The organism is Marinobacter sp. CA1, assembly GCF_020546665.1.
Lineage (GTDB): Bacteria > Pseudomonadota > Gammaproteobacteria > Pseudomonadales > Oleiphilaceae > Marinobacter > Marinobacter xestospongiae.
Window position 1 is genome coordinate 4,498,619 of sequence record NZ_CP071785.1, and the last position, 24,778, is coordinate 4,523,396.

The window sequence follows — 24,778 nt, forward strand, 5'->3', positions numbered from 1 at the left end:
CGGGAGTCATAAGTGGCGTGACCGTCAGGGCAGGATCTCCACCGGCAGGTCGTCGGTGGCCACGCTGTCCGAGCAGGTGGGGTTGCGGATGGAAATTTCCACCCGGCGGTTCTTGGCGCGGTTTTCCGGGGAGTCGTTGGGGGCCAGAGGGTTGGTTTCGGCGCGCCCGGCCGCGGTGACCCGCTCGGCTTCCACCTCCTGGCTCAGCACCAGCTCATGCACCACCGATACCGCCCGGGCGGCGGACAGATCCCAGTTGGAGCGGAACCGGCTGCTGTTGATCGGCCGGTCATCGGTATAACCCGCCACCAGCACGTCACCGGTGCAGCCCGACAATACCCTCACCACCTTGTCGATAATGGGGATCATGCTGGGCTTGATCTCCGCTTCCGCCGAGCGGAAGGTGGCTTCTTCGGCAAAGCGGATCACCACCTGCTGGCTGTCGTAACTGACGTTGAGGTCCTCCGCCAGCACCTGGGGCTCCAGCTGCTGGATCAGGCGCCCGGCCAGGTCCACCACCCCGGCCGGCACCGTGGTGGGCGCCTCGCCCTGATCGCGATCGTCGATCAGTTCCGGCTGCTGAATGGCCGTGTCGGAGGGCTCCGGCAGGGACACCGTATCGGTCTCAATCAGGGTCAGGGGGGAACCGCCAACGCCGTCGTCGAGCACGTTGTTGCTGCCAAACGCCACCGCCATCGACTGGGCCATCATGCGGTATTTCTCGGCATCCATTTCAGCAAACGACAGCAGCAGGATGAAGAAGGTCAGCAACAGGGTAGCCAGATCGGCAAAGGTGGTCATCCAGGCCGGGGAACCGCCCCCCGCCTTCTTCCTGGTTGCAGGCTTCTTCAGCACCGGACTCAGGCCTCCCGTTCGGGAATCAGGCCCTGGCGTTTTTCCGGAGCCACGAAGGACGACAACAGCTCGGTCATGACCCGCGGGTTCTCGCCGCGCATGATGCTGCGCATGCTGGTGGCAATCAGCAACTGGTTACGCTGCTCGTCCTCGGCCTTGAGCTGCAGCTTGTCCGCCAGGGGCAGGGCGATCAGTTGGGCCAGGAAGGCACCGTAGAGGGTGGTCAGCAGGGCGATTGCCATGGCCGGGCCGATGGATGACGGATCATCCAGGGTATTGAGCATCTGCACCAGCCCCACCAGCGTCCCCAGCATGCCGATCGCCGGCGCCGATTCACCGATACCGCGGAACACCCGCTCGGAGACTTCGTAGCGTTCGGCGCACTGCTGGATTTCCTGGGCCAGGGCTTCTTCCACCAGCTCCGGGGCATGGCCATCGACACACAGGTTGATGGCCTTCTGCAGGAACGGGGTGTCGGTTTCGTGGCTCTCAAGGCCAAGAATGCCATCCTTGCGCACCACCCGCGCCAGCTCACTGACCTCCAGGATCAGCTCCGATGGCCGTGCCACCCGGTCGGTAAAGGTGGCAGATATGGCCAACCGGAAGGCGCTGGCTACCGACGCTAGGCGGAATTTCACCAGGGTCACCGCGATGGTGCCACCCAGCACGATCGCCAGTCCCGGCAGGTTGAGGAACGTCAGCAGAGTGGCGTTCGCCAGCATTGCCAGGATCACGATCAGGATGCCGGCCAGCAGGCCAACGAGGGTCAGTATGTCCATGGGATGCCTTTTGCCCTTACCTCAACAGCAAGCCAATTCCGCAGAAAAACAGAATGTTATCTGGCAAGCATAGCCGAACCCGGGCGCCAGTGTTAAGGCGCCTGACAATGGAGCGGCGGTCAATGGCGGATCAGCTCCGCAACGCCGCCATCACCGGCGCGGTTTGCGGGCTTACCCCCCGCCAGATCCGGAACGATTCGGCGGCCTGCTCCACCAGCATGCCCAGGCCATCCACCGCCTGCGCCGCGCCCTGATCCAGGGCCCACTGGTTAAATGGCGTCGTGGTGGCAGCGTACATCATGTCGTAGACCTGGGTGTGGCGGTCGATCACAGCCTGGGACAACGGGGGCAGATCGCCCTGCAGGCTGGCGCTGGTGCCATTGATGATCAGGTCAAACGGCTGATCCGGGGTTTCGAAACCACAGGCACTCAACCCGGTCTCGCCAGCTTCGTCGGCAAACAGCTCCACCAGGGCCTGGGCACGGGATACCGTGCGGTTGGCCAGGGTCAGCGAGGCCGGCCCGGCGGCCAATAGCGGCCCCAGCACGCCGCGAACCGCACCACCGGCACCCAGCACCAGCAGCTTGCGGCCAGCAAGGGTGATGCCGTGATTCACCGTCAGGTCGGTGACCAGCCCCTGGCCGTCGGTGTTGTCCGCCACCAGATCGCCGGCTTGATTCCGATACAGGGTGTTGGCAGCCCCGGCTTTCTCCGCCCGCACTGCACGCCGGTCCGCCAGCGCCCAGGCCTGTTCCTTGAACGGCACGGTGACATTGAGACCACAGCCACCGGCGCGGAAGAACTCTGCTACGGTGCCGGCAAAATCGTCCAGCGGCGCCTGGATGGCGGTGTACTCCATGGCTTCACCGGTCTGCCTGGCAAACAGACTGTGAATCCGCGGTGACTTGCTGTGACTGATGGGGTTTCCCACCACGGCGTAAAGATCGTTGCTCATGGTTGCTCCTGTCAGTGGGCGGTCAGGCGTCCGCCAGCCAGTCCCGCGAGGTCAGGTAGTGTTCGGTCAGACGTGCCTCCTCACTGCCGGGCTCAAAGCGGCGATCGTAGTCCCAGCGTACCAGTGGGGGCAGCGACATCAGGATGGACTCGGTACGCCCACCGGACTGCAGACCAAACAGCGTGCCCCGGTCACACACCAGGTTGAACTCGACGTAGCGACCACGGCGATAGAGCTGGAAGTCACGCTGGCGTTCCCCGAACGGGGTGTCCTTGCGACGGTTCACGATGGGCTCGTAGGCCTCGATGTAGCTGTCCCCCACCGACCGCATGAAGGCAAAGTCCTGATCAAAATCGCCGGTGTTGTGGTCGTCGAAGAACAGGCCACCGATGCCCCGGGGCTCGTCCCGGTGCTTGAGGAAGAAGTAGTCGTCACACCAGTGTTTGAACTTGGGGTACAACGCCTCACCAAACGGCTGGCAGGCGGCACGGGCCACCTGGTGCCAGTGCACGCAGTCGTCGTCGTAACCGTAGTAGGGAGTGAGGTCATAACCGCCACCGAACCAGTACACCGGGTCTCCATCCTTGGGGGTGGCGATGAAGAAGCGGACGTTGGCATGGGACGTGGGCACGTAGGGGTTGTGGGGGTGGATCACCAACGACACCCCCATGGCCTGCCAGGGTGCCCCGGCCAGGTGCGGCCGATGGGCGGTCGCCGACGGTGGCATGGTCTCACCCATGACGTGGGAAAAATTCACGCCCCCCTTTTCAAACACCGCCCCGTCGGCAATGACCCGGCTGCGGCCGCCTCCGCCTTCCTCACGGGTCCAGGCATCGGTATCAAAGCCGGCTTTGCCATCCACCTGGGCCAGGCGCTGACAGATGCGATCCTGCAGGTCGAGCAGGTAATCGCGAACGGCGGTGGTATCGGGCTGAGCGGGTTGGGACATGGAAAACTCCTGACGGATCGGCCTAGCGCAGTCGCCGGCCGGTGGTGATATCAATGATCTGGCTGGGTTGGCGGGACTCGCCCAGGGCGCCGGGCACCAGCCAGTCGAGTCGGTCGGCGAAATAGCGGCGCACCTGCCAGGCATGACGCGCCGGCTGGCGCCCTGCCGGGTTGCAGGACGTCGACACCAGCGGCATGCCGGTGCTCTGGCACAGGGCCTGTACCAACGGGTGGGCGCTGACCCGGATGGCAATGCTGTGATGTCGACCCCGCACCCACGCCGGTATCTGCTCCAGCGGGTCCGGCACCACACAGGTGACCGGGCCGGGCCAATGCTGCAGCGCCCGCTGACGAATCTCCGGCGCCAGTGGCTGCAGCAGGAACGCCACCTGGTCCAGGGACCCGGCGACCAGGATCAGGCCCTTGTGCCAGGGGCGCTGCTTCAACGCCAGGATGCGTTCCACCGCCTCCCGGTTCCAGGGATCACAACCCAGCCCCCAGACCGCTTCGGTGGGGTAAGCAATGACGCCACCGCGGGCGACGGTGCGGCGGACACAGTGACGTTGCCATGAGTTGAGCGAGGGGGATTGCTGGGGCATGACCACCTACCTGATGTCACGGACAGTTTCTGGGGAGCCTCTGAATCGCTCCGGTGATACCCGCTTGGCACTGTCAGCGCAGGCGCTGGTAACCACCAGGCACCGACGCCACCAGCCCCTGCATTTCCAGCATCAACAGCGACTGCAGCAACTGGTCGGCGGCCAGACCGGTGGCCTCGCAGAGGGTATCGGTTGACTGCGGATCATACCCTAAAGCCTGCAGCACCGCGATTTCCCGCGCTGGCAGATCCGCCTCGGCAGCGCTGCCGCCAGCGTCAGATTCGACACTGGCGGGAGAGGGTGAGGGGACGGGGGAGGACGCCACCTGCCAGCCCCCCAGCTCCTCCTCAATATCGGCCACCGTTTCCACCAGCGCGGCACCCTGACGGATCAGGCGATGGCAGCCCTGTGCCTGGGGGTTGCGTACCGACCCGGGCACGGCGAACACCTCCCGTCCCTGCTCCAGCGCCAGCCGTGCGGTGATCAGCGAACCACTGCGCAGGCTCGCCTCCACCACCAGTACGCCCCGGCTGAGGCCACTGATCAGACGGTTGCGCTGGGGAAAGTGGGCGGCGCGGGCCGGCGTGCCCGGCGGCAGGTCAGACACCAGCAGCCCCTGCCGGCGGATCTGTTCACTGAGGGACCGGTGCTGGCGGGGGTAGTCGACATCCACGCCGGTACCGACCACCGCCAGGGTGGGATAGCCGGCGTCCAGCGCACCACGGTGGGCGGCACCGTCGATACCCAGCGCCAGCCCGCTGGTGACCAGGTAGCCCCGCTCGCTCAGGTCGGCGGCAAACTCATGGGCCAGTTGCAGCCCGGTCGGGGTAGCGTTACGGCTGCCCACCAAGCCAATCTGCGGCCTGACCAGCAGGCGGCGATCACCCTGCAGATAAAGCACCAGCGGCGCGTCGTGGATATGACGCAGGGGTTCCGGGTAATCGTGATCGCCCCAGGTCACCATCTCGATGCTCAAGGCCTGACAGCTGGCCTGTATCTGCTTCAGCGCAATCAACAGTGGGTGAGCAGTATCCTGCGCCTGCCAGGCCCGCAGCGCCTCACGGGTTTTCTGCGGCAGCGCGGCGGCCTGCCACACCGCTTCGGTGGTGGCCAGCAGCTCCAGGGGGTCGTCAAACTGTTGCAGCAGCGTCAGCCGACGCTTGCGGCCCAGGCCCGGCAGGCGGGCCAGACACAACCACGGCAGGGTATCGGACTGGCTGGTCAGAACAGGCGATGCGATGGACATCGCTGGTGAGGTTGGGGGCATGGCAGCATCCTTGTTGCGTAGCGCCGTCCTGGCGAAAACCCGCAGTATGCCATAACGCAAGAGGGAGGCACCGGGCCTCCCTCTTGTTTGTTGATTACCCGTTGTTTGTTGATCACCAATTGTTGGTTGATCAGGCCACTGCGCAACCGGTCAGGGGTTGCGCACCTTGTCGCCCAGGGACAGCGGTCGGGTTGCTGTCAGGATCAGGCCGTAGCTCATCTTCTCGTAGGACTGGAACACCATCAGCAGGCCAGCACGCTCGTCCGGCAGGGCGATGGTTTCCTTGGTGACCGGATCACGCACCAGGTTGCCCTTCTTGAACACCGCCAGCACGTTGCCCGGCACCAGGCCTTCACGCAGGCCGCGGTTCAGGGCCACCACGTCGAACTGACCAATCTGGGTCACGCCGTCTTCCACCGACAGCATTTCACCTTCGATCTCGTTCTCCGGCGAGCTGGGGGTGAAGGTGGTGGTGATGCTGCGGTCCTCACCGGCCAGCAGTCGATCGCCAATGCGGACTTCCTCACTGGAGCTGGTCACCCGCATGGTCAGCACGTCACCGGTTTCCTTGGTGATCTCACCTCGGGCAATCGCCCGCGCTTCCAGACCCAGGAACTCACCGGTCTGGGGATCAACGAACTCCTTGCTGCGGCGGAAGATACCAACGTTGTCGGCCGGTTTCTCACCACGGGCGTAAAGCTTGTCGCCGGCCCCTGCCACAATGCGGCCATCCTCACCCTCAAGCACGTAGGGCGAGCCATTGAGTTCGGTCACGTCGACAATGCGGGTGTCGGACAGGAAGCCACTGATGGCATCCAACGGGATTGCCGGAATCGGGGTATCAATAGGCTCGGAGCGAATCTGCGGCGACAGCTTGATCACGCCATTGCGGTTGACCTTGGTTACCCGCGGCTGGCCGTCGATGTACACCAGGGCCAGCTCGTCACCCGGGTAAATCAGGTGAGGATTGCTTACCTGGGGATTGACGTGCCAGATCTCTGGCCAGTACCAGGGGTTGTCGAGAAAGCGGGCAGAGATGTCCCACAGGGTATCGCCCTTGACGACGGTGTACCGATCGGGGTGATCATCCCGGAGATCGGGCCCGGCCGCCTGTGCCCAGGTGGTAACCAGCAGCATGCCAGCCGCCAGCGCGTACAGCAGATTCCTCATTGTGTATGTCCTTGATCGCGTGCCTTCATCGGTGGTTTTGATCGCGGGTCGTCCAACCGCCGCTCCTCGCGTCTCCCTCTACTATAGAAGAAGTGACGCAAATTGTGATGTTATCTTTTGTTCTTCCAGTAGATTCTACCTATCAACTGGTTAGTTTGTACTCAGTCGTGAAACTAAGGGATAATAGCGCTGTATGAGCCGGTAAGCACTCATCCTGACACGAGTCACTTTGGGGCTGACGCACTTCGGGCCTGCGGCGGACAGGGCGCGCCCTGATACCCCCCTGCAGCCGGGACTACAGTCAGCCCGAATACAATTAGCCCGAATAGTAGTGGACGGGCGGCGAATTGACCCTCTACACCGTCGCATTTCTGGCATGATAACCGATCTCCCGCCCTGTCGGGCAGGGGCGGATCACCGTTATAATGGCCTTTTCGCCGGTCCGTACCGACACACGATCCAACAGTAAAGAACCGACACGCTATGATCCTAGACATCCTGGAATACCCTGACCCCCGGTTGCGCACCGTTGCCAAGCCGGTGACCGAGGTCACGGACGACACCCGCAAGCTGATCGACGACATGTTCGAGACCATGTACGATGCCCCCGGCATCGGCCTTGCGGCCACCCAGGTCAACGTTCACCAGCAGATCATCGTGATGGATCTGTCCGAGGATCACAGCGAGCCACGGGTGTTCATCAACCCGCAGGTGGACGTCCTCGACGGCGACTACGAGAAAATGCAGGAAGGCTGCCTGTCGGTGCCCGGATTCTATGAAGACGTCGAGCGCATCGAGCATGTCCGCATCAAGGCTCTGGATCGCAACGGCGAGCCTTACGAACTGGAAGCCACTGGCCTGCTGGCGGTGTGTATCCAGCACGAGATGGACCACTTGAACGGCAAGCTGTTCGTGGATTACCTGAGCGCCCTCAAGCGCAACCGTATCCGCAAGAAGCTGGAGAAACAGCACAAGATCCGTGCCTGATCCCGCCACGGGATCGCGCCAGAACATCGACAGCCAACAAGACCGGGTGCCAACCCGGTCTTTTCGTATCCACCGACACAGAGACCACCAACCGTGCGAGTTGTCTTTGCAGGCACCCCCGACTTTGCCGCCACCGCCCTCAAGGCCATCCTGGCCACCAACCACGAGGTGGTGGGCGTCTACTCACAACCGGACCGTCCCGCGGGGCGGGGCCGCAAACTGACCCCCAGCCCGGTCAAACAGGTGGCGCTGGATGCCGGTCTGCCGGTGTTCCAGCCACTCAACTTCAAAGACAGTGCCGATCGCGACCAGCTGGCAGAGCTGGCGGCGGATGTCATGGTGGTGGCCGCCTACGGCCTGATCCTGCCACAGCCGGTGCTGGATACCCCCCGTTATGGCTGTCTCAACATCCATGCCTCACTGCTGCCACGCTGGCGCGGCGCGGCGCCGATCCAGCGGGCGATTGCCGCCGGCGAAGACCGCACCGGCATCACCATCATGCAGATGGACGCCGGCCTCGACACCGGGGCCATGCTGTTGACCCGAGAAACCGCGATCCAGGCCGACGACACCGGCGGCAGTCTGCACGACCGCCTGGCGGACCTGGGCGGCGAGGCCATTGTGGAAGCCCTGGCACACCTCGACACCGGCTCGCTGCAGGCCGTTCCCCAGGATGACAGCCTTGCCAACTACGCCCACAAGCTCAGCAAGGAAGACGGTCACCTGGACTGGACACGCCCGGCGCTGGAACTCAATCGGCTGATCCGCGCCTTCAATCCCTGGCCGGGCTGCTTTACCGATCTTAACGATGACAGCGGCCAGGCCCCTCAGCGTATTCGCATCCACGCCGCTGGCGTCGTCGATGGAGGCGGGGATGCTCGTCCCGGCACCATCCTGCGGCGGGAGCGGGACGGTATCGACGTCCAGTGCGGCCAAGGTGTGCTGCAGCTGACCCAGGTGCAGCTGCCCGGCGCCCGGGCCCAGAGCGTCAACGACCTGATCAATGGCGGCAAGGCCCTGCTGCTGCCTGGCCAGGAGCTCAACTAGATGGCCCACTCATTGCTGCCGCTGCGGGCGGTCGCCGCCAGGGTCCTGCTGGCGGTGGAACAGGGTCAATCCCTGTCCCAGGCGCTGCCACCGGCCCTGGACCAGGTGGAGGATGGCGAGCGATCCTCTCTGCAGGCGTTGTGTTACGGCGGTTGCCGCTGGTTCCACCGGCTCGATGGCGAGCTCGCCGAAAGGCTGCGCAAGCCCCTGCGCAAACAGGACCGGGTGGTCCATCACCTGTTGGTGGTGGCGCTGTTCCAGCTCCGCTTCAGCCAGCAGGCCGACTACGCTGTCCTCAATGAAACCGTCGAGGCCTGCCGCGCCCTTGCCAAACCCCATCTTACCGGCCTGGTCAACGGCCTCCTGCGCAAGGCCCTGCGCGACGATTCCCCCACCGACATCCGGGACAACCCGGCCCGGCACTACAGCCACCCCGACTGGCTGGTGGCCAAGCTGCAGCACAACTGGCCCGACGACTGGACCGCCATCCTTGATGGCAATAACAGCCAGGCACCGATGACCCTGCGGGTCAATGCCCGTCGGGGCGATCGTGACGACTATCTCGCGCGGCTGCAGGCCGAGGGCATAGAGGCTTCCGCCACCCGCTTTGCCCGCCACGGTCTGCAGCTGGCCCGACCGGTGCCGGTGGACCGGCTGCCCGGATTTGCCGACGGTTCCGTCAGCGTGCAGGACGAGGCCGCCCAACTCAGCACTGACCTGCTGGCGCTGGCCCCCGGTCAACGGGTGCTGGACGCCTGCGCCGCTCCCGGCGGCAAGACCTGCGCCCTGCTGGAACAGCAGCCGGACCTGGCGGAGGTGGTCGCCATCGACCAGGCCAGCGAGCGTCTGGCGCGGGTCGAGGAGAATCTCGAGCGGCTCGATCTGGACGCCCGCCTGGTGGCCGCCGATGCCGGCGACACCGAGCAGTGGTGGGACGGCCAGCCGTTTGACCGCATCCTGCTGGACGTGCCCTGTAGCGCCAGCGGCGTGATCCGTCGCCACCCTGACATCAAGCTGTTGCGGCGGGAAGCCGACATTGCCCCGCTGGCAAAGATCCAGCTCGAACTGCTGGCCGCCATGTGGCGGATCCTGGCACCAGGTGGACGGCTGGTGTACGCCACCTGCTCGGTGTTCCCCCAGGAAAACCACCGTATAATCGAGCGGTTCCTCAAACAGCAGGACGATGCCCGGCTGGTGGACCTGGACGTGCCCTGGGGCCGCCCGATGCCCGCCGGCCGCCAGCTGCTGCCCGACCCCCTCAGTCACGACGGTTTCTATTACGCTGTGCTGGACAAACCGGGCGGGCCGGACGCGCCCGCCGACGACAGGTGAACCGTAATCCGGCACTGGCCGGTACAGGGAACTGAACCATGAAAATCATCATCCTGGGTGCCGGCCAGGTCGGCGGCACCCTGGCCGAGAACCTTGCCAACGAAGCCAACGACATCACCGTGATCGATTCCGACGGCGCCCGTCTGCGGGAACTGCAGGACCGTCTCGACATCCGCACCGTGCAAGGCAGGGGGTCCTATCCCACCATCCTGCGCCAGGCCGGCGCCGACGACGCCGACATGCTGATTGCGGTGACCAACAGTGACGAGGTCAACATGGTGGCCTGTCAGGTGTCCGGGGTGCTGTTCAAAACCCCCACCAAGATCAGCCGGGTGCGGGCCAACGCCTACCTGGCCCGCAAGGAGCTGTTTGCGGACCAGGGTTTCCCGGTGGACGTGCTGATCAGCCCGGAGCATCTGGTCACCCGTCACATCACCCGACTGATTGAATACCCCGGCGCGCTGCAGGTACTGGAATTCTCCAAGGGTCTGGTACGGCTGGTGGCGATCCGGGCCACCAAGGGCGGACCACTGGTTGGTCACGAACTGTCCTACCTGCGCACCCACATGCCCCGCATCGATACCCGGGTGGCGGCCATCTTCCGCAAGGACCGGCCGATCATTCCCCAGGGAGATACCGTGATCGAGGACGGTGACGAGGTCTTCTTCATCGCCGGCACCGACCACATCCGCTCGGTCATGAGCGAGCTGCAACCACTGGAAAAGCCCTACAAGCGGATCTTCATCTGCGGCGGTGGCAACATCGGCCAGCGCCTGGCCCACACCCTGGAGAACCGTTACCAGGTCAAACTGCTGGAGCGGGACCGGGAGCGCTGCGTGATGCTGTCGGAAAGTCTGCGCAAGACTGTGGTGCTGGAAGGCAATGCCGCCAACAAGGACATCCTGCTGGAAGAAAACATCGAGAACACCGATGTGTTCTGCGCCGTCACCAACGACGACGAGGCCAACATCATGGCGTCGCTGTTGGCCAAACGACTGGGCGCCCGCAAGGTCCTGACGCTGATCAACAACCCGGATTACGTCGATCTGATCCAGGGCGGAGACATCGACGTTGCGATCTCCCCCCAGCAAACCACCATCGGTAGCCTGCTCACCCACGTTCGTCGTGGCGACGTAGTGAACGTTTACTCACTCCGAAGAGGCGCTGCTGAGGCCATTGAGGCCATCGCCCATGGCGATCACCGGTCCTCCAAGGTGGTGGGCAAGCGGCTGGATGAAATTGCCCTGCCGGAAGGCACCACCATCGGCGCCATCGTCCGCCACAACGAGGTGCTGATCGCCCACGACCACCTGCGGGTACAGCCCGATGACCACGTCATCCTGTTCCTGGTGGACAAGTCCCGCATCCGTGACGTCGAACGGCTATTCCAGGTGGGGCTGACCTTTTTCTGACGCCGTTGGGATACGCTTCACAGCCGTTCCGGCCCGTGCCGGCGGGGCGCGCCATCGCGGCTTAGAAAAGCCGGCGACAGCAGCGTATAATGCGGCAACTTTACATTCGCTGCGTGCCGAGGGTTCAGTCCGGTACGCCACACACAGACCGATAGCAGGCAATCGTCGTGACAGACAAGGCAACTCTCAACGGAAGCCAGGACCTCAACACCTTTCAGGGACTGATCCTGGCGCTGCAGAATTTCTGGGCGCAGCATGGCTGCGTCGTGCTCCAGCCACTGGATATGGAAGTCGGTGCCGGCACCTTTCACCCCGCCACTTTCCTGCGGGCCATCGGCCCGGAGACCTGGAACGCCGCCTACGTGCAGCCCAGCCGCCGTCCCACGGACGGTCGCTACGGTGAAAACCCCAACCGCCTGCAACACTACTACCAGTTCCAGGTGGTGCTGAAGCCGTCGCCGGACAACATCCAGGAGCTGTACCTGGACTCCCTCAAGGCCCTGGGCCTGGACCCACTGGTCCACGACATCCGTTTCGTTGAGGACAACTGGGAATCCCCCACCCTGGGCGCCTGGGGTCTGGGCTGGGAAATCTGGCTCAACGGTATGGAAGTCACCCAGTTCACCTACTTCCAGCAGGTCGGTGGTATCGAGTGTTACCCGGTTACCGGCGAGCTGACCTACGGTCTGGAGCGCATCGCCATGTACCTGCAGGGTGTGGACAGCGTCTACGACCTGGTGTGGACCCAGGGCCCGGACGGCGTGGTCACCTACGGCGACGTGTTCCACCAGCAGGAGGTGGAGATGTCCACCTACAACTTCGAGCACGCCGATACCGAGTTCCTGTTCCACTGCTTCGACGTCCATGAGCGCGAGAGCAAGCGCCTGATCGAAGCCGGACTGGCACTGCCGGCCTATGAGCAGGTGCTGAAGGCCTCCCACACCTTCAACCTGCTGGATGCCCGCCACGCCATCTCGGTCACCGAGCGCCAGCGCTTCATCCTGCGGGTGCGCACCCTGGCCCGAGCCGTCGCCCAGGCCTACTTCGACAGCCGCAAGGCCCTTGGCTTCCCGCTGGCACCCGAAGCCCTGCGTCAGGAACTGCTGGCCGACGACGAACAAGCGAACGACTCTGCTAAGGGGAACGCATAACCATGGCAACACAGGATTTTCTGGTCGAACTGGGTACCGAAGAGCTGCCGCCGAAGGCGCTGAAATCCCTTTCCGACGCGTTCACCCAGGGCATCGTTAGCGGGCTGGCTGACGCCGGCATCGATCACGGTGCGGTGGAAAGCTTCGCCGCCCCCCGTCGCCTGGCGGTGCGTATCCGCGATCTCGCCGATGCCCAGCCGGACAAGCCGGTGGAGAAACGCGGTCCGGCGGTCAAGGCCGCCTTCGACGACGCCGGTAACCCCACCCGCGCCCTCAATGGCTTCGCCACCTCCCTGGGGGTCACCCCGGATCAGCTCGACACCCTGGAAACCGACAAGGGTGCCTGGGTGGTTTACCGCACGGTAGAGCAGGGCAAGCCCACCATTGAGCTGCTGCCGGCACTGATCGAGAAATCCCTGGCGGCGCTGCCGATCCCCAAGCGCATGCGCTGGGGCGCCTACCGCACCGAATTCGTCCGTCCGGTACATTGGTTGGTGCTGCTGTACGGCAACAAGGTGATTGATGCCCCGATCCTCAACCTGACCCCGGGCAACCAGACCCGTGGTCACCGCTTCCATTGCCCCAAGTCGCTGCTGATTCCCACCCCCAACGACTATGAGGTGGTGCTGAAAGAAGAGGGCCGGGTACTGGCCAATTTTGAGGAACGCCGTGACGTGATCCGTGCCGGTGTGGCTGCCATCGCCAAGAATGAAGGCAACGGCCGCGCGGTGATCAACGACGACCTGCTGGACGAAGTCACCGCCCTGAATGAGTGGCCGGTACCGCTGCTGGGGCGCTTCGAGGAGCGCTTCCTGGAGGTGCCCGCCGAAGCCCTGATTTCGTCGATGGAAGAGCACCAGAAGTACTTCCATGTGGTCGACGATAATGACCGCATGCTGCCGCTGTTCATCACCGTGGCCAACCTGGAAAGCAAGGACCCGGCGCAGGTAGTAAGCGGCAACGAGAAGGTGATCCGGCCGCGGCTGTCCGACGCTGCCTTCTTCTACGAGACCGATCGCAAGACCCGGCTGGAAGACCGAGTCGAGCAGCTCAAGCCGATCGTGTTCCAGGAAAAACTCGGCAGCCTCTACGACAAGTCCGTGCGGGTCGCCGCGCTGGCGCGCAAGATTGCCGATGCCATCGGCAGTGATCCGGCGCTGGCCGAACGTGCTGCCATGCTGGCCAAGACCGATCTGGTCACCGAAATGGTGCTGGAGTTCACCGACCTCCAGGGCATCATGGGTCAGTACTACGCTGAGCACGATGGCGAGCCGGCCGACGTTGCCAAGGCGCTCAATGAGCAGTACATGCCGCGCTACGCCGGTGATGACCTGCCCACCACCCTGACCGGCTGCGCCGTGGCCCTGGCCGACCGCATCGACTCGCTGGTGGGGCTGTTCGGCATCAACCAGCCGCCGTCCGGTACCCGTGACCCATTTGGTCTGCGTCGGGCGTCCCTGGGGGTCCTGCGGATAATCATCGAACGGGCGCTGCCGCTGGATCTGCAGACCTGCTGCGAGTGGGCAGCGGAGAACTTCACCGTGCTCAGCGAGCAGAAAGTTGCCACCACCGTTGTCGACTACATGCTGGAGCGCTTCCGTGCCCACTACGACGAGCAGGGCATCGGTGCCGAAGTCTACCTGGCGGTGCATGCCCGCCGGCCCACCCGGCCTCTGGACTTCGATCGCCGCATCAAGGCGGTGGAGGCATTCCGTCAGTTGCCGGAAGCCCAGGCCCTGGCAGCGGCCAACAAGCGGGTCTCCAACATCCTCACCAAGCAGGGTGGCGACAGCATTGGTGAAAGCGTCGACACCAGCCTGCTGCAGGACGGTGCCGAACAGGCCCTGGCGGATGCCGTGGCCAAGCAGGCCGACGCGGTACTGCCGCTGTTCGAGCAGGGGGACTACGGCTCTGCGCTGAGCTCACTGGCGGGCCTGCGCCAGCCGGTGGACACCTTCTTCGAGGAAGTGATGGTGATGGCGGAGGACGACGCCGTTCGCAACAACCGCCTGGCGCTGCTGAACCGTCTGCGCAACCTGTTCCTGCGGGTCGCCGACATCTCACTGCTGCCGACCGCCAGCTAACACGGCAATGCTGGTCATCCTGGACCGGGATGGGGTCATCAACCACTACGATGGCAGCTACATCTGCTCGCCAACCGCGTGGTTGCCCCTTCCCGGCAGCCTGGAAGCCATCGCCCGTCTCTGCCATGCCGGCTACACCGTGGCCATTGCCACCAACCAGTCCGGCATCGGCCGGGGCTATTACGACGTCGATACTCTGGAGGCCATGCACAGCAAGATGGCCGATCTGCTCAAACCGTTGGGCGGCCGTATCGACCTGATCGCCTACTGTCCTCACCATCCCAATCAGCACTGCCATTGCCGCAAACCGGCCACCGGCCTGCTGGAGCAGATCCGCCAACGGCTCGGCCTGAGCACCCTGGCTGGCACCCTTATGGTTGGCGACAGCCGCAAGGACCTGGAAGCCGCCCTCGGCGCCGGCTGCCAACCCTGCCTGGTGCGCACCGGCAACGGTCGCGAAACCGAGCACCACCTGCGGGAACGGCCTCTGGCTGGCGTGCAGGTGTACGATAATCTGGCGACCCTGGTCGACACACTGCTTGCCACCAGCCGATAAAAAATTCTCCACTGGGCACTGGCAAAAAGCCGCTGTTTCCGTATAATACCGGCCGTTGTTCGGCGTGTAGCGCAGCCTGGTAGCGCACTTCGTTCGGGACGAAGGGGTCGGAGGTTCGAATCCTCTCACGCCGACCAATCTTTCCCTCCCTGCTTTATCCGTGTTTCATTCGCCCTGTTTCTCTACCAACCAATCCGGTTGTGTACCGCCGCTCGTTCACACACGGCAGCCTCCGTTCACCCGCAGTCACACTTCGTCGCCAATCCACGCTAAACTGGGTGCCAGTTTTGACACACACTGTCTGTTCCCCGTTGCGTGCCAGGAATCCTGGCTGATAAGGATATAGCATGAAACTTAGCCCCCAGCTGACCGGTCTGATCACCGTTGCCACCCTCCTGGCCGGTTGCAGCAGCCAACCGTTGAGTGTTGGTACCGACGATGTCTGTGGCAGCCTGCAGGCGTTGATTGCCGATTACGATGCCGACTTCGCCAGTTTTCGCGGCAAGGGGGACAGCTTTATCGCCGGCACCGTTTACCGCGCCAAGACCGAATTGATCGAAGGCCACTGCCAGATCTGGAGCTGGGGTCGTGGCGATGCCGCCTACCTGTGCGCCGCCACCAGCCCCAGTCTGGACATAGCCAAGAGCCGTCACCAGCAGGCGCTGGCGTCGGTTAAAAGCTGTCTCGGGCCGCAGTGGCAGGAAGAGGGCGACTGGCGCCAGCGCGCCGGTGAGACCGACGGCTATGCCTCCCGATTCCGTGCCCCGGACAGCGACGCCCTGGTGTCAGTACAGACCACCGTACAGCTCGGAGGCCCGGTACGGCACTACACCAACTTTCTCTACATTGGCGGCGAGTCCCGGGCGGACCAGCCCCGCAGTCGGTAGGTACGTAGCCAGGTGGGTAGCCAGGTGGATAGGGCAGGGCAGTGGCCGGCCCGGACCAAGCCCTCAGATATAGAGCCACAGAATTGAAACGACAACCCGTGCAGGCATTTCCATGACCCAGACCACGAACACCACTCCCACCCACAAACCTCGTCCCTGGGTCGATCTGCTGGTCAGCATCGTGATTCCGTCCGTGATCCTGATGAAGCTCAGCGGCGACGACTATCTCGGCAGCACCTGGGCGCTGGTCATTGGCCTCGCCTTTCCGTTGGGCTGGGGGCTGTTTGAGCTGCTCCGCTACCGCAAGTACAACTTCATTGCGGTGCTTGGGGTGATCAGCGTCGGCCTCACCGGCGGTATCGGCCTGATGGAGCTGGACCCGCAGTGGCTGGCCATCAAGGAAGCCGCAGTGCCGCTGCTGATTGGTCTGGCGGTACTGGTGTCCACCCGCACCCAGTACCCGCTGGTGCGTACGCTGCTGTACAACCCGTCAGTGCTGGATGTCGACAAAATCCAGCGGGCACTGGTGGAACGCAACAGCGAAGCCGAGTTTGAAGCGAGGCTGTTGAAGGCCAGTTACCTGTTCAGTGGCACCTTCTTCTTTTCCTCCGCGATGAACTACATTCTCGCCAAGTGGATCGTCACCAGCCCGGCGGGCACCCAGGCCTTCAACGAAGAACTGGGACGAATGACCCTGGTGAGCTACCCGATGATCGCCATCCCGTCGATGGTGATGATGATTGCCATTTTCTACTACCTCTGGCGCACCATCCGCCGCCTGACCGGCTACACCCTGGAAGAAGTGATGTCGCCGCACCTCCATGGCAACGAACAGCCCGAGGGCCCGTCCGAATCCAACAAGGGGCGGTAACGCCCCCTGTTGTTATTGGCTATCTATCAACAACTATCTGTTACCAACTACCTGTTACCCAACTACTTGTTACCCAACGAGCTGTTATCAACTACTGGTGACCACCAGCCCGATATCACAGCGGGTTAGTGACATGTCCCCCATCGACCGGGATTACCGTTCCGGTCATGAAGCCTCCGGCCTCGCTGGCCAATAGCAGCAGCGGGCCACTGAGATCCTCCAGTTGCCCCAGTCGCGCCATCGGAACCTGGCGCTGGATGTAACGCTGGCCCTGCTCGGTGGCAAAGAACTCATCGTTCATTTCGGTGCGGAAATAGCCCGGAGCCAGGGCATTGACCCGGATTCGGTGTCGGCTCAGCTCTACCGCCAGCGCCTTGGTCAACTGCACCACACCGGCTTTGGCCACCGCGTAGTGGCTAAGATCCCGACCGACCCTCAAGCCCAGGATCGACGCAATGTTGATGATGCTGCCGGGCTGCCCCTTCTCCACCAAACGGCGACTGACTTCCCGGGCCAGGAACCAGGCACTCTTGAGGTTGGTGTCCATCATCCGGTCCCAGTCCGCTTCCGTGGTCTCCAGGAACGGACGCGGGTCGCCAATGCCGGCGTTGTTGATGAGGATCTCCACCGGCCCGAACTGGTTTTCCACGGTAATCAGGGCAGTCAACACCGAGTCACTGTCGGTCACATCCATTGCCACCGCCAGGGCCTGGCCACCGGCCTGCTCAACCTCGCTCACCAGCGATTCCAGGCGCTCCAGACGGCGCGCCGCCACCACCACCCGGGCACCGGCCTCGGCCAGTACCGCTGCGAAATGGCGGCCAAGGCCACTGGAGGCACCGGTCACCAGGGCCACCCGGCCCCGCAGGCTAAAGCGTTCGTTTGTCATTGTTGTCTCCTTGTGACGGCATGGGGTTCCAGCAGCTTATCCGAGCCCGGCACAGGGCGCCAATGGCTATCCACAGTGGATTGCTATCGCCTTCACAAGAGCTGATTCACAGACACAAAAAAGCCGGCCCAGGAAATCCGGGGCCGGCTTTTTGTCAGTGCTGTCTAACACGGCACGGGATCAGACATCCAGATTGGTCACCTCCAGGGCGTTGGTCTGGATAAAGTCCCGGCGGGGTTCGACGTCGTCGCCCATCAGGGTGGTGAAGATCTGGTCCGCGGCGATGGCGTCCTCGATGGTCACCTTCATCATCCGGCGGGTTTCCGGGTCCATGGTGGTTTCCCACAGCTGCTCCGGGTTCATCTCACCCAGTCCCTTGTAGCGCTGGATGTTGAGGCCTCGCTGGGCTTCCTTCATCAGCCACGCCAGGGCGCCCTCAAAGCTCAGCACCGCCTGTTTGCGCTCGCCCCGCTGGACATAGGCGCCTTCCTCGATCAGGCCATTCAGCGTCTCACCCATGCGGGCAATGGCGGCGTAGGAAGCTGACTCGAAGAACTCGTGGTTGAATACATGGGCGTGGGGGATGCCATGGACGTAGATCACCACTTTCGGCAGGTAGAGCTGACGCTCCTCGTCCTTCTCCACTGAGAAGGTGTATTTGGTGCCGGTGCGGGTATCCAGGGACAGATCCTCGCCCAGGGAACCGACCCAGGCGGCAACGGTGGCTTCGTCCTTGAGGCTGTCGACGGTCAGGGTCTCGACCTTGAGCATCTCCTGCAGTACCCGCGCCGGGTAGGCCCGGGACAGCCGCTCAATCATCGCCATCACCGCCTGGTAGTCCTTCACCATGGTTTCCAGCGCGGAATCCTTGATCGCCGGCGCTTCGGTGTTCACGAATAGCTGGGCGCCTTCCAGGGCGCTCTGGGTGAGGTATGCTTCCTTGGCCTTCTCATCCTTCAGGTACTGTTCCTGTTTGCCCCGTTTGACCTTGTACAGCGGCGGCATGGCAATGAAGACGTGGCCCCGCTCGATGATTTCCCGCATCTGGCGGAACAGGAAGGTCAACAGCAGGGTCCGGATGTGGGAGCCATCGACGTCCGCATCGGTCATGATGATGATGGAGTGGTAGCGAAGCTTCTCCGGATCGAACTCCTCACGGCCAATACCGCAGCCCAGAGCAGTGATCAGCGTGCCGACCTCGGCGGAGGACAGCATCTTGTCGAAGCGGGCTTTCTCGACGTTGAGAATCTTACCTTTCAGAGGCAGGATCGCCTGGGTGCGACGTTCGCGGCCCTGCTTGGCACTGCCACCGGCCGAGTCACCCTCCACAATGAACAGTTCGGACAGAGCCGGGTCTTTCTCCTGGCAGTCCGCCAGTTTCCCGGGCAAACCGGCAATGTCCAACGCGCCCTTGCGGCGTGTCATGTCGCGGGCCTTGCGAGCCGCTTCACGGGCCCGGGCAGCTTCAATCATCTTGTTGACGATCTGCTTGGACTCGTTGGGGTGCTCCTGCAGGAAGTCGGAGAACACCTGGTACATCTCCTGTTCCACCGCGGTTTTCACCTCGGAGGAGACCAGTTTGTCCTTGGTCTGGGACGAGAACTTGGGATCGGGCACCTTGACGCTGATGATCGCGGTCAGGCCCTCGCGGGCGTCATCACCGGAGGTGGCTACCTTGGCTTTCTTGCCCAGACCTTCGTGCTCGATGTAGTTGTTCAGGGAGCGGGTGAGGGCAGAGCGGAAGCCTGCCAGGTGGGTACCGCCATCCCGCTGGGGAATGTTGTTGGTGAAGCAGAAGATGTTCTCCTGGAAGGCATCGTTCCACTGCATCGAGACCTCCACAGCAATGCCGTCTTCCCGTTCCTTGTTGAAGTGGAAGACTTCATTGATGGGGGTCTTGTTGGTGTTCAGGTGCTCAACAAAGGCCCTCAATCCACCCTCGTACTCGAACACTTCTTCCTTGCCGCTGCGCTCATCCTGCAGACGGATGCGTACACCACTGTTGAGGAACGCCAACTCACGCAGCCGCTTGGCGAGGATGTCGTAATGGAATTTGATGTTGGTGAAGGTCTCTTCAGAGGGCACGAACTGGACTTCGGTCCCGCTGCGGTCGGTGTCACCCACCACCGTCAGAGGGGCATTGGGCACCCCGTGGGTATAGACCTGCTCATGAACCTTGTTGTTACGGCGGACGGTCAGTTTCAGGGTGGAGGAGAGGGCGTTAACGACCGACACCCCGACGCCGTGCAGACCACCGGACACCTTGTAGGTGTTGTCATCGAACTTACCACCGGCGTGAAGCACGGTCATGATCACTTCCGCCGCAGAAACTCCTTCCTCCTCGTGCAGGTCGGTAGGGATGCCACGGCCGTTATCCCGCACGGTGATGGACTCATCCGGATGGATGACCACCCCGATTTCCGAGCAATACCCCGCCAGGGCCTCGTCGATGGAGTTGTCCACCAACTCGAACACCATGTGGTGCAGGCCAGTACCGTCATCGGTATCCCCGATGTACATCCCGGGGCGTTTGCGCACCGCATCCAGGCCTTTCAACACTTTGATACTGGAGGAGTTATAACTCTGTTCACTCATTAGACGCTCCTAAAGCGCGGGGCTTATTCTTCCGTCAATCGGCCATGTTCCACGTGGAACATGCGGTATTCCGGCAGGCTGTCCTCCCGCCACAACTCGTCCGGACGGGGTCGTTCAATGGATGTCATGAAAACCTGACACCGAAGTTCGTGCAGCTTGTTGGCCAGCATGGCGCGGTGGCCCAGATCGAGCTCTGCATTGATGTCGTCCAGCAAAAACGTGACCTGCTTGCCGAGGCCAGACAACACCATGCCCTGGGCGATCTTCATCAGGATCACCAGGGTTTTCTGCTGACCACGGGAAAAGGTTTCTGCGACGGGACGTCCCTGATAACGTAACCGTAGATCGGCACGATTGGGCCCATACAGGGTATGGCCCATTCGCCGTTCCTGCTCCCGGTGAGACACCAACACATCGACCAGGGACTGTTTCACGTCCCATCCCGGATAGAAGTCCACTTTCAGGCCGTCCACCCAGGGCGTTTCCACCTCTTCCAACAACGTCTCAAACGCCTGCTGAAAGGCCGTAACCGCTGCCTGTCTCGCTTCCGTTACCTGCTCCGCGAGAACGCCGTACTGGCGGTCCCAGACCCGGAGCAGGTGATCGTCCATTCTACCATCTCTGAGCGCCTGATTCCGCTGTGAGGTCACTCTTTGGCACTGCTGCCAGAGACTCGCAAAGGAAGGTTCCACGTGGAACACTGACCAGTCGAGAAACTGCCGACGTTTGCCGGGGCTACCGCCAACAATCTCGAACACGCCCGGATCGATCACCGACACCGGCAGCAATCGGGCCAGTGACGACAGGCTCCGCACCGATTCACCGTTGTGGCGAAGCAGTGTCTCCTTGTCCGCCAAATCCCGGGCAAACCCCACGCGATGGGCAACCTCGGTGCTGACCATGTCCGAGACATCCGTGGCGCCATTGTTCAACGCCCCAAAGACAGTAAAACGTTTCTCGCCGTGACAACACACCGCCTGATGGCGGTGAACCCGAAACGAGCGCCCCAGCCCCAGATAAGCAACCGCCTCCAGAACGCTGCTCTTGCCGCTGCCGTTCTCGCCGTGAATCAGATTGAACGAGGGAGAGAAATCGACGCCGTCACCAGTCAGATTACGGAAATGTTCGGTTTGAAGCCTGATCAGTGCCATTAAGACAAAACTACCTGAATGGAAGGGGAGAAGGGCATTGCTCCGGAACTCTTCTTCCGGTGCGCTGGCGCCGTGATGTGGGACCAGTACACTGAGTTAGCCGCCGAAAGTCCCAGGCCCCCCGCCCAACAAACCCAGCGAACTCGCCAGCGAGGAGACTGAACCCAAAACAGAAGTTTACTAGATGCCATGGCCGCAAATCGAACGTTGCTGAGCCTTTCACCATCATTGCTGACGTGTGTACCAGGGGACCACGTATAAACATCGGGAAACCCGCGACCACGCGCACTGGCTCGACAGGTCGATAACTACAACACCGTCACCGACGCCACACCTCCAGTCAACCGCATCAAAATCATCAATTGGCTGCCAAGCATGTGCGCATTCCCAGTGATCACTCGTTTGCCAGGGATATACAACGCCTGACCCGCCTAAAACCTGCTCACGTACTCAGGCAACGATGTGCCATGCTATGGAGAACACAATCACCAGCCCTCATACTTCAAGATCGCAGATGGGTCCGCCTTTTCTGATCGATTCCCGACTGCCTCGCCGCACCGTTTTCAGCTTCACTTTGGCAAAACCAACCAATAGCCTTCCGAAACGCTCTATTCCGGCTGGCAACGCCTTATCATCGAAGGATGCCCCTCGAATGAACCCGGTATCAACCCTCCCTGGACTTGAGGACCGTGCCGCTGTCGCGACGAAGTGCGCCCAGCATCGACTCATCTTTCATGCGCCAGCACCCGGCAGTAACTGAAACCGAACAACACGACGCCCGAAAACGCCCGGTCACTTCGATTCAACCAGGAAAACGTTGGCCATCGCCAGCAATCTTAGTGTTGAGGATCCATAGACACGGAATGATGGGCGGAGCAGACCCCCGAACCAGAACGGCTCCCTTGCTGTGGATAATCAACTGACTGAGGGCAGGGGAAAACCAGGCAAAGACAATGAAAAAATCACCGGCCTTGGTGAGCGCACTTCAAAGGTTATTCACAGTTCGTACAGCAACAACGTTTTCCAGACATCAGTTATTCATCCACAACCATCCACGTCCTCTACCTGTGGAAAAAAACCACAAACTGCACGACCAAAACGAGTCCGATATCCGCACCGACGACTGAAAGCCCAGAAAGGTTATGCACAAGATGTTCAGGATCGCTGGCAGTGCCAGTTCTTCCTGAACCAACCGCTCAGGCATCACCGGGATCGGAACACAGCTCGCCCCACGGGCGGGTTTGTCCGGTTGAGCCAGGATTGGTATGACGACGGCAGAGCAATCGGATGGCGAGCACCACCGAAAAGATATCCACAGTAGTCGCACCAGGAAAACCCGACCGGGAAAGGACGGATAACGGCGCCTGTTGCCAACATCACTTTTACTGATGACAACGGAAATCTCATGGAATAATCCAACGACAAAACTGTCCACAGCCAGCCAGACAATCCGGCTCAACCTTGTTCTGTTGATAACCGGATAAGTCCACCGAGACGGCGGTTCGGGCCAGAGCAAACTACGCCGGAGTTTATGCTGTGGATATACACAGTCCTTGTGGATAGCGCTGGCGTTGATGATTTTATGACCCGAACCACCGCTGAATGGCGCCATCGGCATGACCACTCTCCCGGAAGAGCCGGGAACACTGAGTTGTACGAACACTTCGCCGGCAGGGCAAGGTAGTTAAAAAGCCACGCTCTGTGGACAACTCCGGTTTTATGACGATTGAGAGACCGAACTACACACAGGCTATCCACAGAAAACAAGGAATAACTGCGGTTACTGCAGGAAAACGTTATTCACAGAACCCGCTACGCCAAAGCCAACGGTCACGAGGGCCGAAGCGACGGTTTGTGGATAAGATTCTTGGGACGCAAGACGAAAGCGGATGGCAACCAGAGTCTGCCAACCTCAGCGGACAACCGGAGGTTGGCAATGATCCCTAAGCCTTCAGTGGAGCAGGGTGAGGCGATCGTCCATGAACACATCCATTTCCGGCGCCAGGATGTGGACGTAGCGATCAAAGTAGAGGAACTGCTTTAGCAGCAGGGCAAACTCGCGGGGAAAGTGAAGGCCATGGCCTTCGCCGATCTTGACCATATCCATCAGGATGCTGTTGACGTCGTCTTCGGCCTGATCGGGCTGATAGCTGTCCATGTCCGGAACCATCCGGTCCATCTGCTGATACAGTCGCCGCAGGTCGTCGGCAAGATCCCCCGCAACCACCGTCTGCCGGGTAACCCCAATACGGATCATGGCGTCGGCCACGCCTTCAAAGTTGCCCACCATCACCGCGGATATAAAGTCGGAGACCGCCTGCCAGGTATCGGGCCGAATGCGGCCGACGATGCCAAAATCGATAAACCCGACACGGCCATCGGTCAGCACCATCAGGTTGCCGGCGTGCACATCGGCGTGGAAGAACTCACACTGGGTGAGGCTGGCGAACCAGGTGTTCATCGCGGCAATCAGGGTGCGTTCGGGATCACGGGCGTAACCGCGAATGCTCTCCAGATCCGTCAACGGCACACCGTGGAAACGTTCCATGGTGAGTATCCGCCGGGTACTGGCGTGTTGGTAGACACGGGGAACCGTCGCATCCTCATTATGAGTATTGTGAAGGAAATCACGGAATACCTGGAGGTTGTTGGCTTCCTTAATGAAGTCACACTCCTCCATCATGGTGCGCTGAATTTCTTCCACAATGCCAGACATCGAAGTCCAGGACAGCTTTGGCGCCAGAGTCTCGAGAATCCGCGCGGACACGTAAAGAAAATTCAGGTCAGTCAGCAGGATGTTTTCCACACCCGGCTTCTGCACCTTGATCACCACCTCTTCTCCGCTCACCAGCCTGGCCGCATGCACCTGGGCGATCGACGCCGATGCCAACGCTTCGGGCTCGATGTGGGCAAACACCTCATCAATCGTCCGATCCAGCTCGGCGGCAATAATCCGGCGGATGGTGGCAAACGGCAGGCTTGGGGTGCAGTCCAGGCAGTACTGGAATTCCTCCACGTAGGCCTTGGGGAAAAAGGTGGGGGAACTGGCGATGAACTGGCCCAGCTTGATGTAGGTCGCGCCGAGGGATTCAAACGTCTGGCGCAGCAGGCGTGGCGCCGGGGGACGATCCCCCAACGCCCAGCTGACACCGGTGCGACCCAACACGCTCAGGGTCTGGCCGATTCGAAACGCGCCTTTCAGGCCATTGGTCACTGCGGTCATGATGGATATCCTTGCTGCCA

General features: G+C 62.0%; 20 protein-coding genes and 1 tRNA gene. 10 read left to right on the forward strand and 11 right to left on the reverse strand.

What is annotated here, in order from left to right:
* Window positions 1–24 precede the first annotated feature (24 nt).
* From J2887_RS20580 to J2887_RS20610, 7 genes are all read right to left on the reverse strand, one after another.
* On the reverse strand, window positions 25–864 hold the full coding sequence (locus J2887_RS20580) for a flagellar motor protein MotB (protein WP_416381925.1): 840 nt from the start codon (window positions 862–864) through the stop codon (window positions 25–27).
* Window positions 861–1,634, reverse strand: coding sequence for a motility protein A (locus J2887_RS20585; RefSeq protein ID WP_227172995.1), 774 nt, complete (start codon window positions 1,632–1,634; stop codon window positions 861–863). The genes J2887_RS20580 and J2887_RS20585 overlap by 4 nt, the downstream gene beginning before the upstream one ends.
* Before the next feature lie 130 nt (window positions 1,635–1,764).
* On the reverse strand, window positions 1,765–2,589 hold the full coding sequence (gene aroE / locus J2887_RS20590) for a shikimate dehydrogenase (protein WP_227172996.1): 825 nt from the start codon (window positions 2,587–2,589) through the stop codon (window positions 1,765–1,767).
* Window positions 2,590–2,611: 22 nt separating this feature from the next.
* Window positions 2,612–3,538 (reverse strand): oxygen-dependent coproporphyrinogen oxidase, encoded by a 927-nt coding sequence (gene hemF / locus J2887_RS20595; RefSeq protein WP_227172997.1) that lies wholly within the window; start codon window positions 3,536–3,538, stop codon window positions 2,612–2,614.
* Between the two features lie 22 nt (window positions 3,539–3,560).
* The gene (locus J2887_RS20600) at window positions 3,561–4,136 is read right to left on the reverse strand and encodes an L-threonylcarbamoyladenylate synthase (protein ID WP_227172998.1); all 576 of its coding nucleotides are present in this window, start codon (window positions 4,134–4,136) and stop codon (window positions 3,561–3,563) included.
* A gap of 73 nt (window positions 4,137–4,209) precedes the next feature.
* Window positions 4,210–5,403 carry a DNA-processing protein DprA gene (gene dprA, locus J2887_RS20605; RefSeq protein ID WP_227172999.1) on the reverse strand — a complete coding sequence of 398 codons (1,194 nt, stop codon included), beginning with the start codon at window positions 5,401–5,403 and terminating at the stop codon, window positions 4,210–4,212.
* A gap of 150 nt (window positions 5,404–5,553) precedes the next feature.
* Complete coding sequence (locus J2887_RS20610) at window positions 5,554–6,573, reverse strand: LysM peptidoglycan-binding domain-containing protein (protein WP_227173000.1); 1,020 nt, start codon at window positions 6,571–6,573, stop codon at window positions 5,554–5,556.
* A 483-nt stretch (window positions 6,574–7,056) separates the two neighbouring features.
* On the opposite strand from J2887_RS20610, the gene def reads away from it, so the two are divergent.
* The 10 genes from def (at window position 7,057) to J2887_RS20660 (ending at window position 16,900) form a co-directional block, all read left to right on the forward strand.
* A complete protein-coding gene (def, locus tag J2887_RS20615; protein ID WP_227173001.1) occupies window positions 7,057–7,560 on the forward strand; it encodes a peptide deformylase in 504 nt (167 codons plus the stop codon).
* A 93-nt stretch (window positions 7,561–7,653) separates the two neighbouring features.
* A complete protein-coding gene (fmt, locus tag J2887_RS20620; RefSeq protein ID WP_227173002.1) occupies window positions 7,654–8,607 on the forward strand; it encodes a methionyl-tRNA formyltransferase in 954 nt (317 codons plus the stop codon).
* A complete protein-coding gene (gene rsmB / locus J2887_RS20625) occupies window positions 8,608–9,939 on the forward strand; it encodes a 16S rRNA (cytosine(967)-C(5))-methyltransferase RsmB (RefSeq protein ID WP_227173003.1) in 1,332 nt (443 codons plus the stop codon).
* 38 nt (window positions 9,940–9,977) lie between these two features.
* Window positions 9,978–11,351, forward strand: a complete 1,374-nt coding sequence (trkA, locus tag J2887_RS20630) for a Trk system potassium transporter TrkA (protein ID WP_227173004.1) — start codon at window positions 9,978–9,980, stop codon at window positions 11,349–11,351.
* A 167-nt stretch (window positions 11,352–11,518) separates the two neighbouring features.
* Window positions 11,519–12,502: a glycine--tRNA ligase subunit alpha gene (gene glyQ, locus J2887_RS20635; protein ID WP_227173005.1), complete on the forward strand. Its 984-nt coding sequence runs from the start codon at window positions 11,519–11,521 to the stop codon at window positions 12,500–12,502.
* A gap of 2 nt (window positions 12,503–12,504) precedes the next feature.
* Window positions 12,505–14,586 carry a glycine--tRNA ligase subunit beta gene (glyS, locus tag J2887_RS20640; RefSeq protein WP_227173006.1) on the forward strand — a complete coding sequence of 694 codons (2,082 nt, stop codon included), beginning with the start codon at window positions 12,505–12,507 and terminating at the stop codon, window positions 14,584–14,586.
* Window positions 14,587–14,593: 7 nt separating this feature from the next.
* On the forward strand, window positions 14,594–15,142 hold the full coding sequence (gene gmhB, locus J2887_RS20645; RefSeq protein ID WP_227173007.1) for a D-glycero-beta-D-manno-heptose 1,7-bisphosphate 7-phosphatase: 549 nt from the start codon (window positions 14,594–14,596) through the stop codon (window positions 15,140–15,142).
* Between the two features lie 60 nt (window positions 15,143–15,202).
* Window positions 15,203–15,279, forward strand: a tRNA-Pro gene (locus J2887_RS20650).
* 210 nt (window positions 15,280–15,489) lie between these two features.
* Entirely contained in the window at window positions 15,490–16,029 is a 540-nt protein-coding gene (locus J2887_RS20655) for a hypothetical protein (RefSeq protein WP_227173008.1), read from the forward strand.
* A gap of 112 nt (window positions 16,030–16,141) precedes the next feature.
* Complete coding sequence (locus J2887_RS20660) at window positions 16,142–16,900, forward strand: VC0807 family protein (protein WP_227173009.1); 759 nt, start codon at window positions 16,142–16,144, stop codon at window positions 16,898–16,900.
* 115 nt (window positions 16,901–17,015) lie between these two features.
* Here J2887_RS20660 and J2887_RS20665 read toward each other — a convergent pair whose 3' ends face one another.
* From J2887_RS20665 to J2887_RS20680, 4 genes are all read right to left on the reverse strand, one after another.
* Window positions 17,016–17,789 (reverse strand): SDR family NAD(P)-dependent oxidoreductase, encoded by a 774-nt coding sequence (locus tag J2887_RS20665; RefSeq protein WP_227173010.1) that lies wholly within the window; start codon window positions 17,787–17,789, stop codon window positions 17,016–17,018.
* Between the two features lie 180 nt (window positions 17,790–17,969).
* A complete protein-coding gene (gene gyrB / locus J2887_RS20670; protein WP_227173011.1) occupies window positions 17,970–20,384 on the reverse strand; it encodes a DNA topoisomerase (ATP-hydrolyzing) subunit B in 2,415 nt (804 codons plus the stop codon).
* Between the two features lie 23 nt (window positions 20,385–20,407).
* The gene (gene recF, locus J2887_RS20675) at window positions 20,408–21,535 is read right to left on the reverse strand and encodes a DNA replication/repair protein RecF (RefSeq protein ID WP_227173012.1); all 1,128 of its coding nucleotides are present in this window, start codon (window positions 21,533–21,535) and stop codon (window positions 20,408–20,410) included.
* 1,951 nt (window positions 21,536–23,486) lie between these two features.
* Window positions 23,487–24,758 carry an ABC1 kinase family protein gene (locus J2887_RS20680; protein ID WP_227173013.1) on the reverse strand — a complete coding sequence of 424 codons (1,272 nt, stop codon included), beginning with the start codon at window positions 24,756–24,758 and terminating at the stop codon, window positions 23,487–23,489.
* Window positions 24,759–24,778 lie beyond the last annotated feature (20 nt).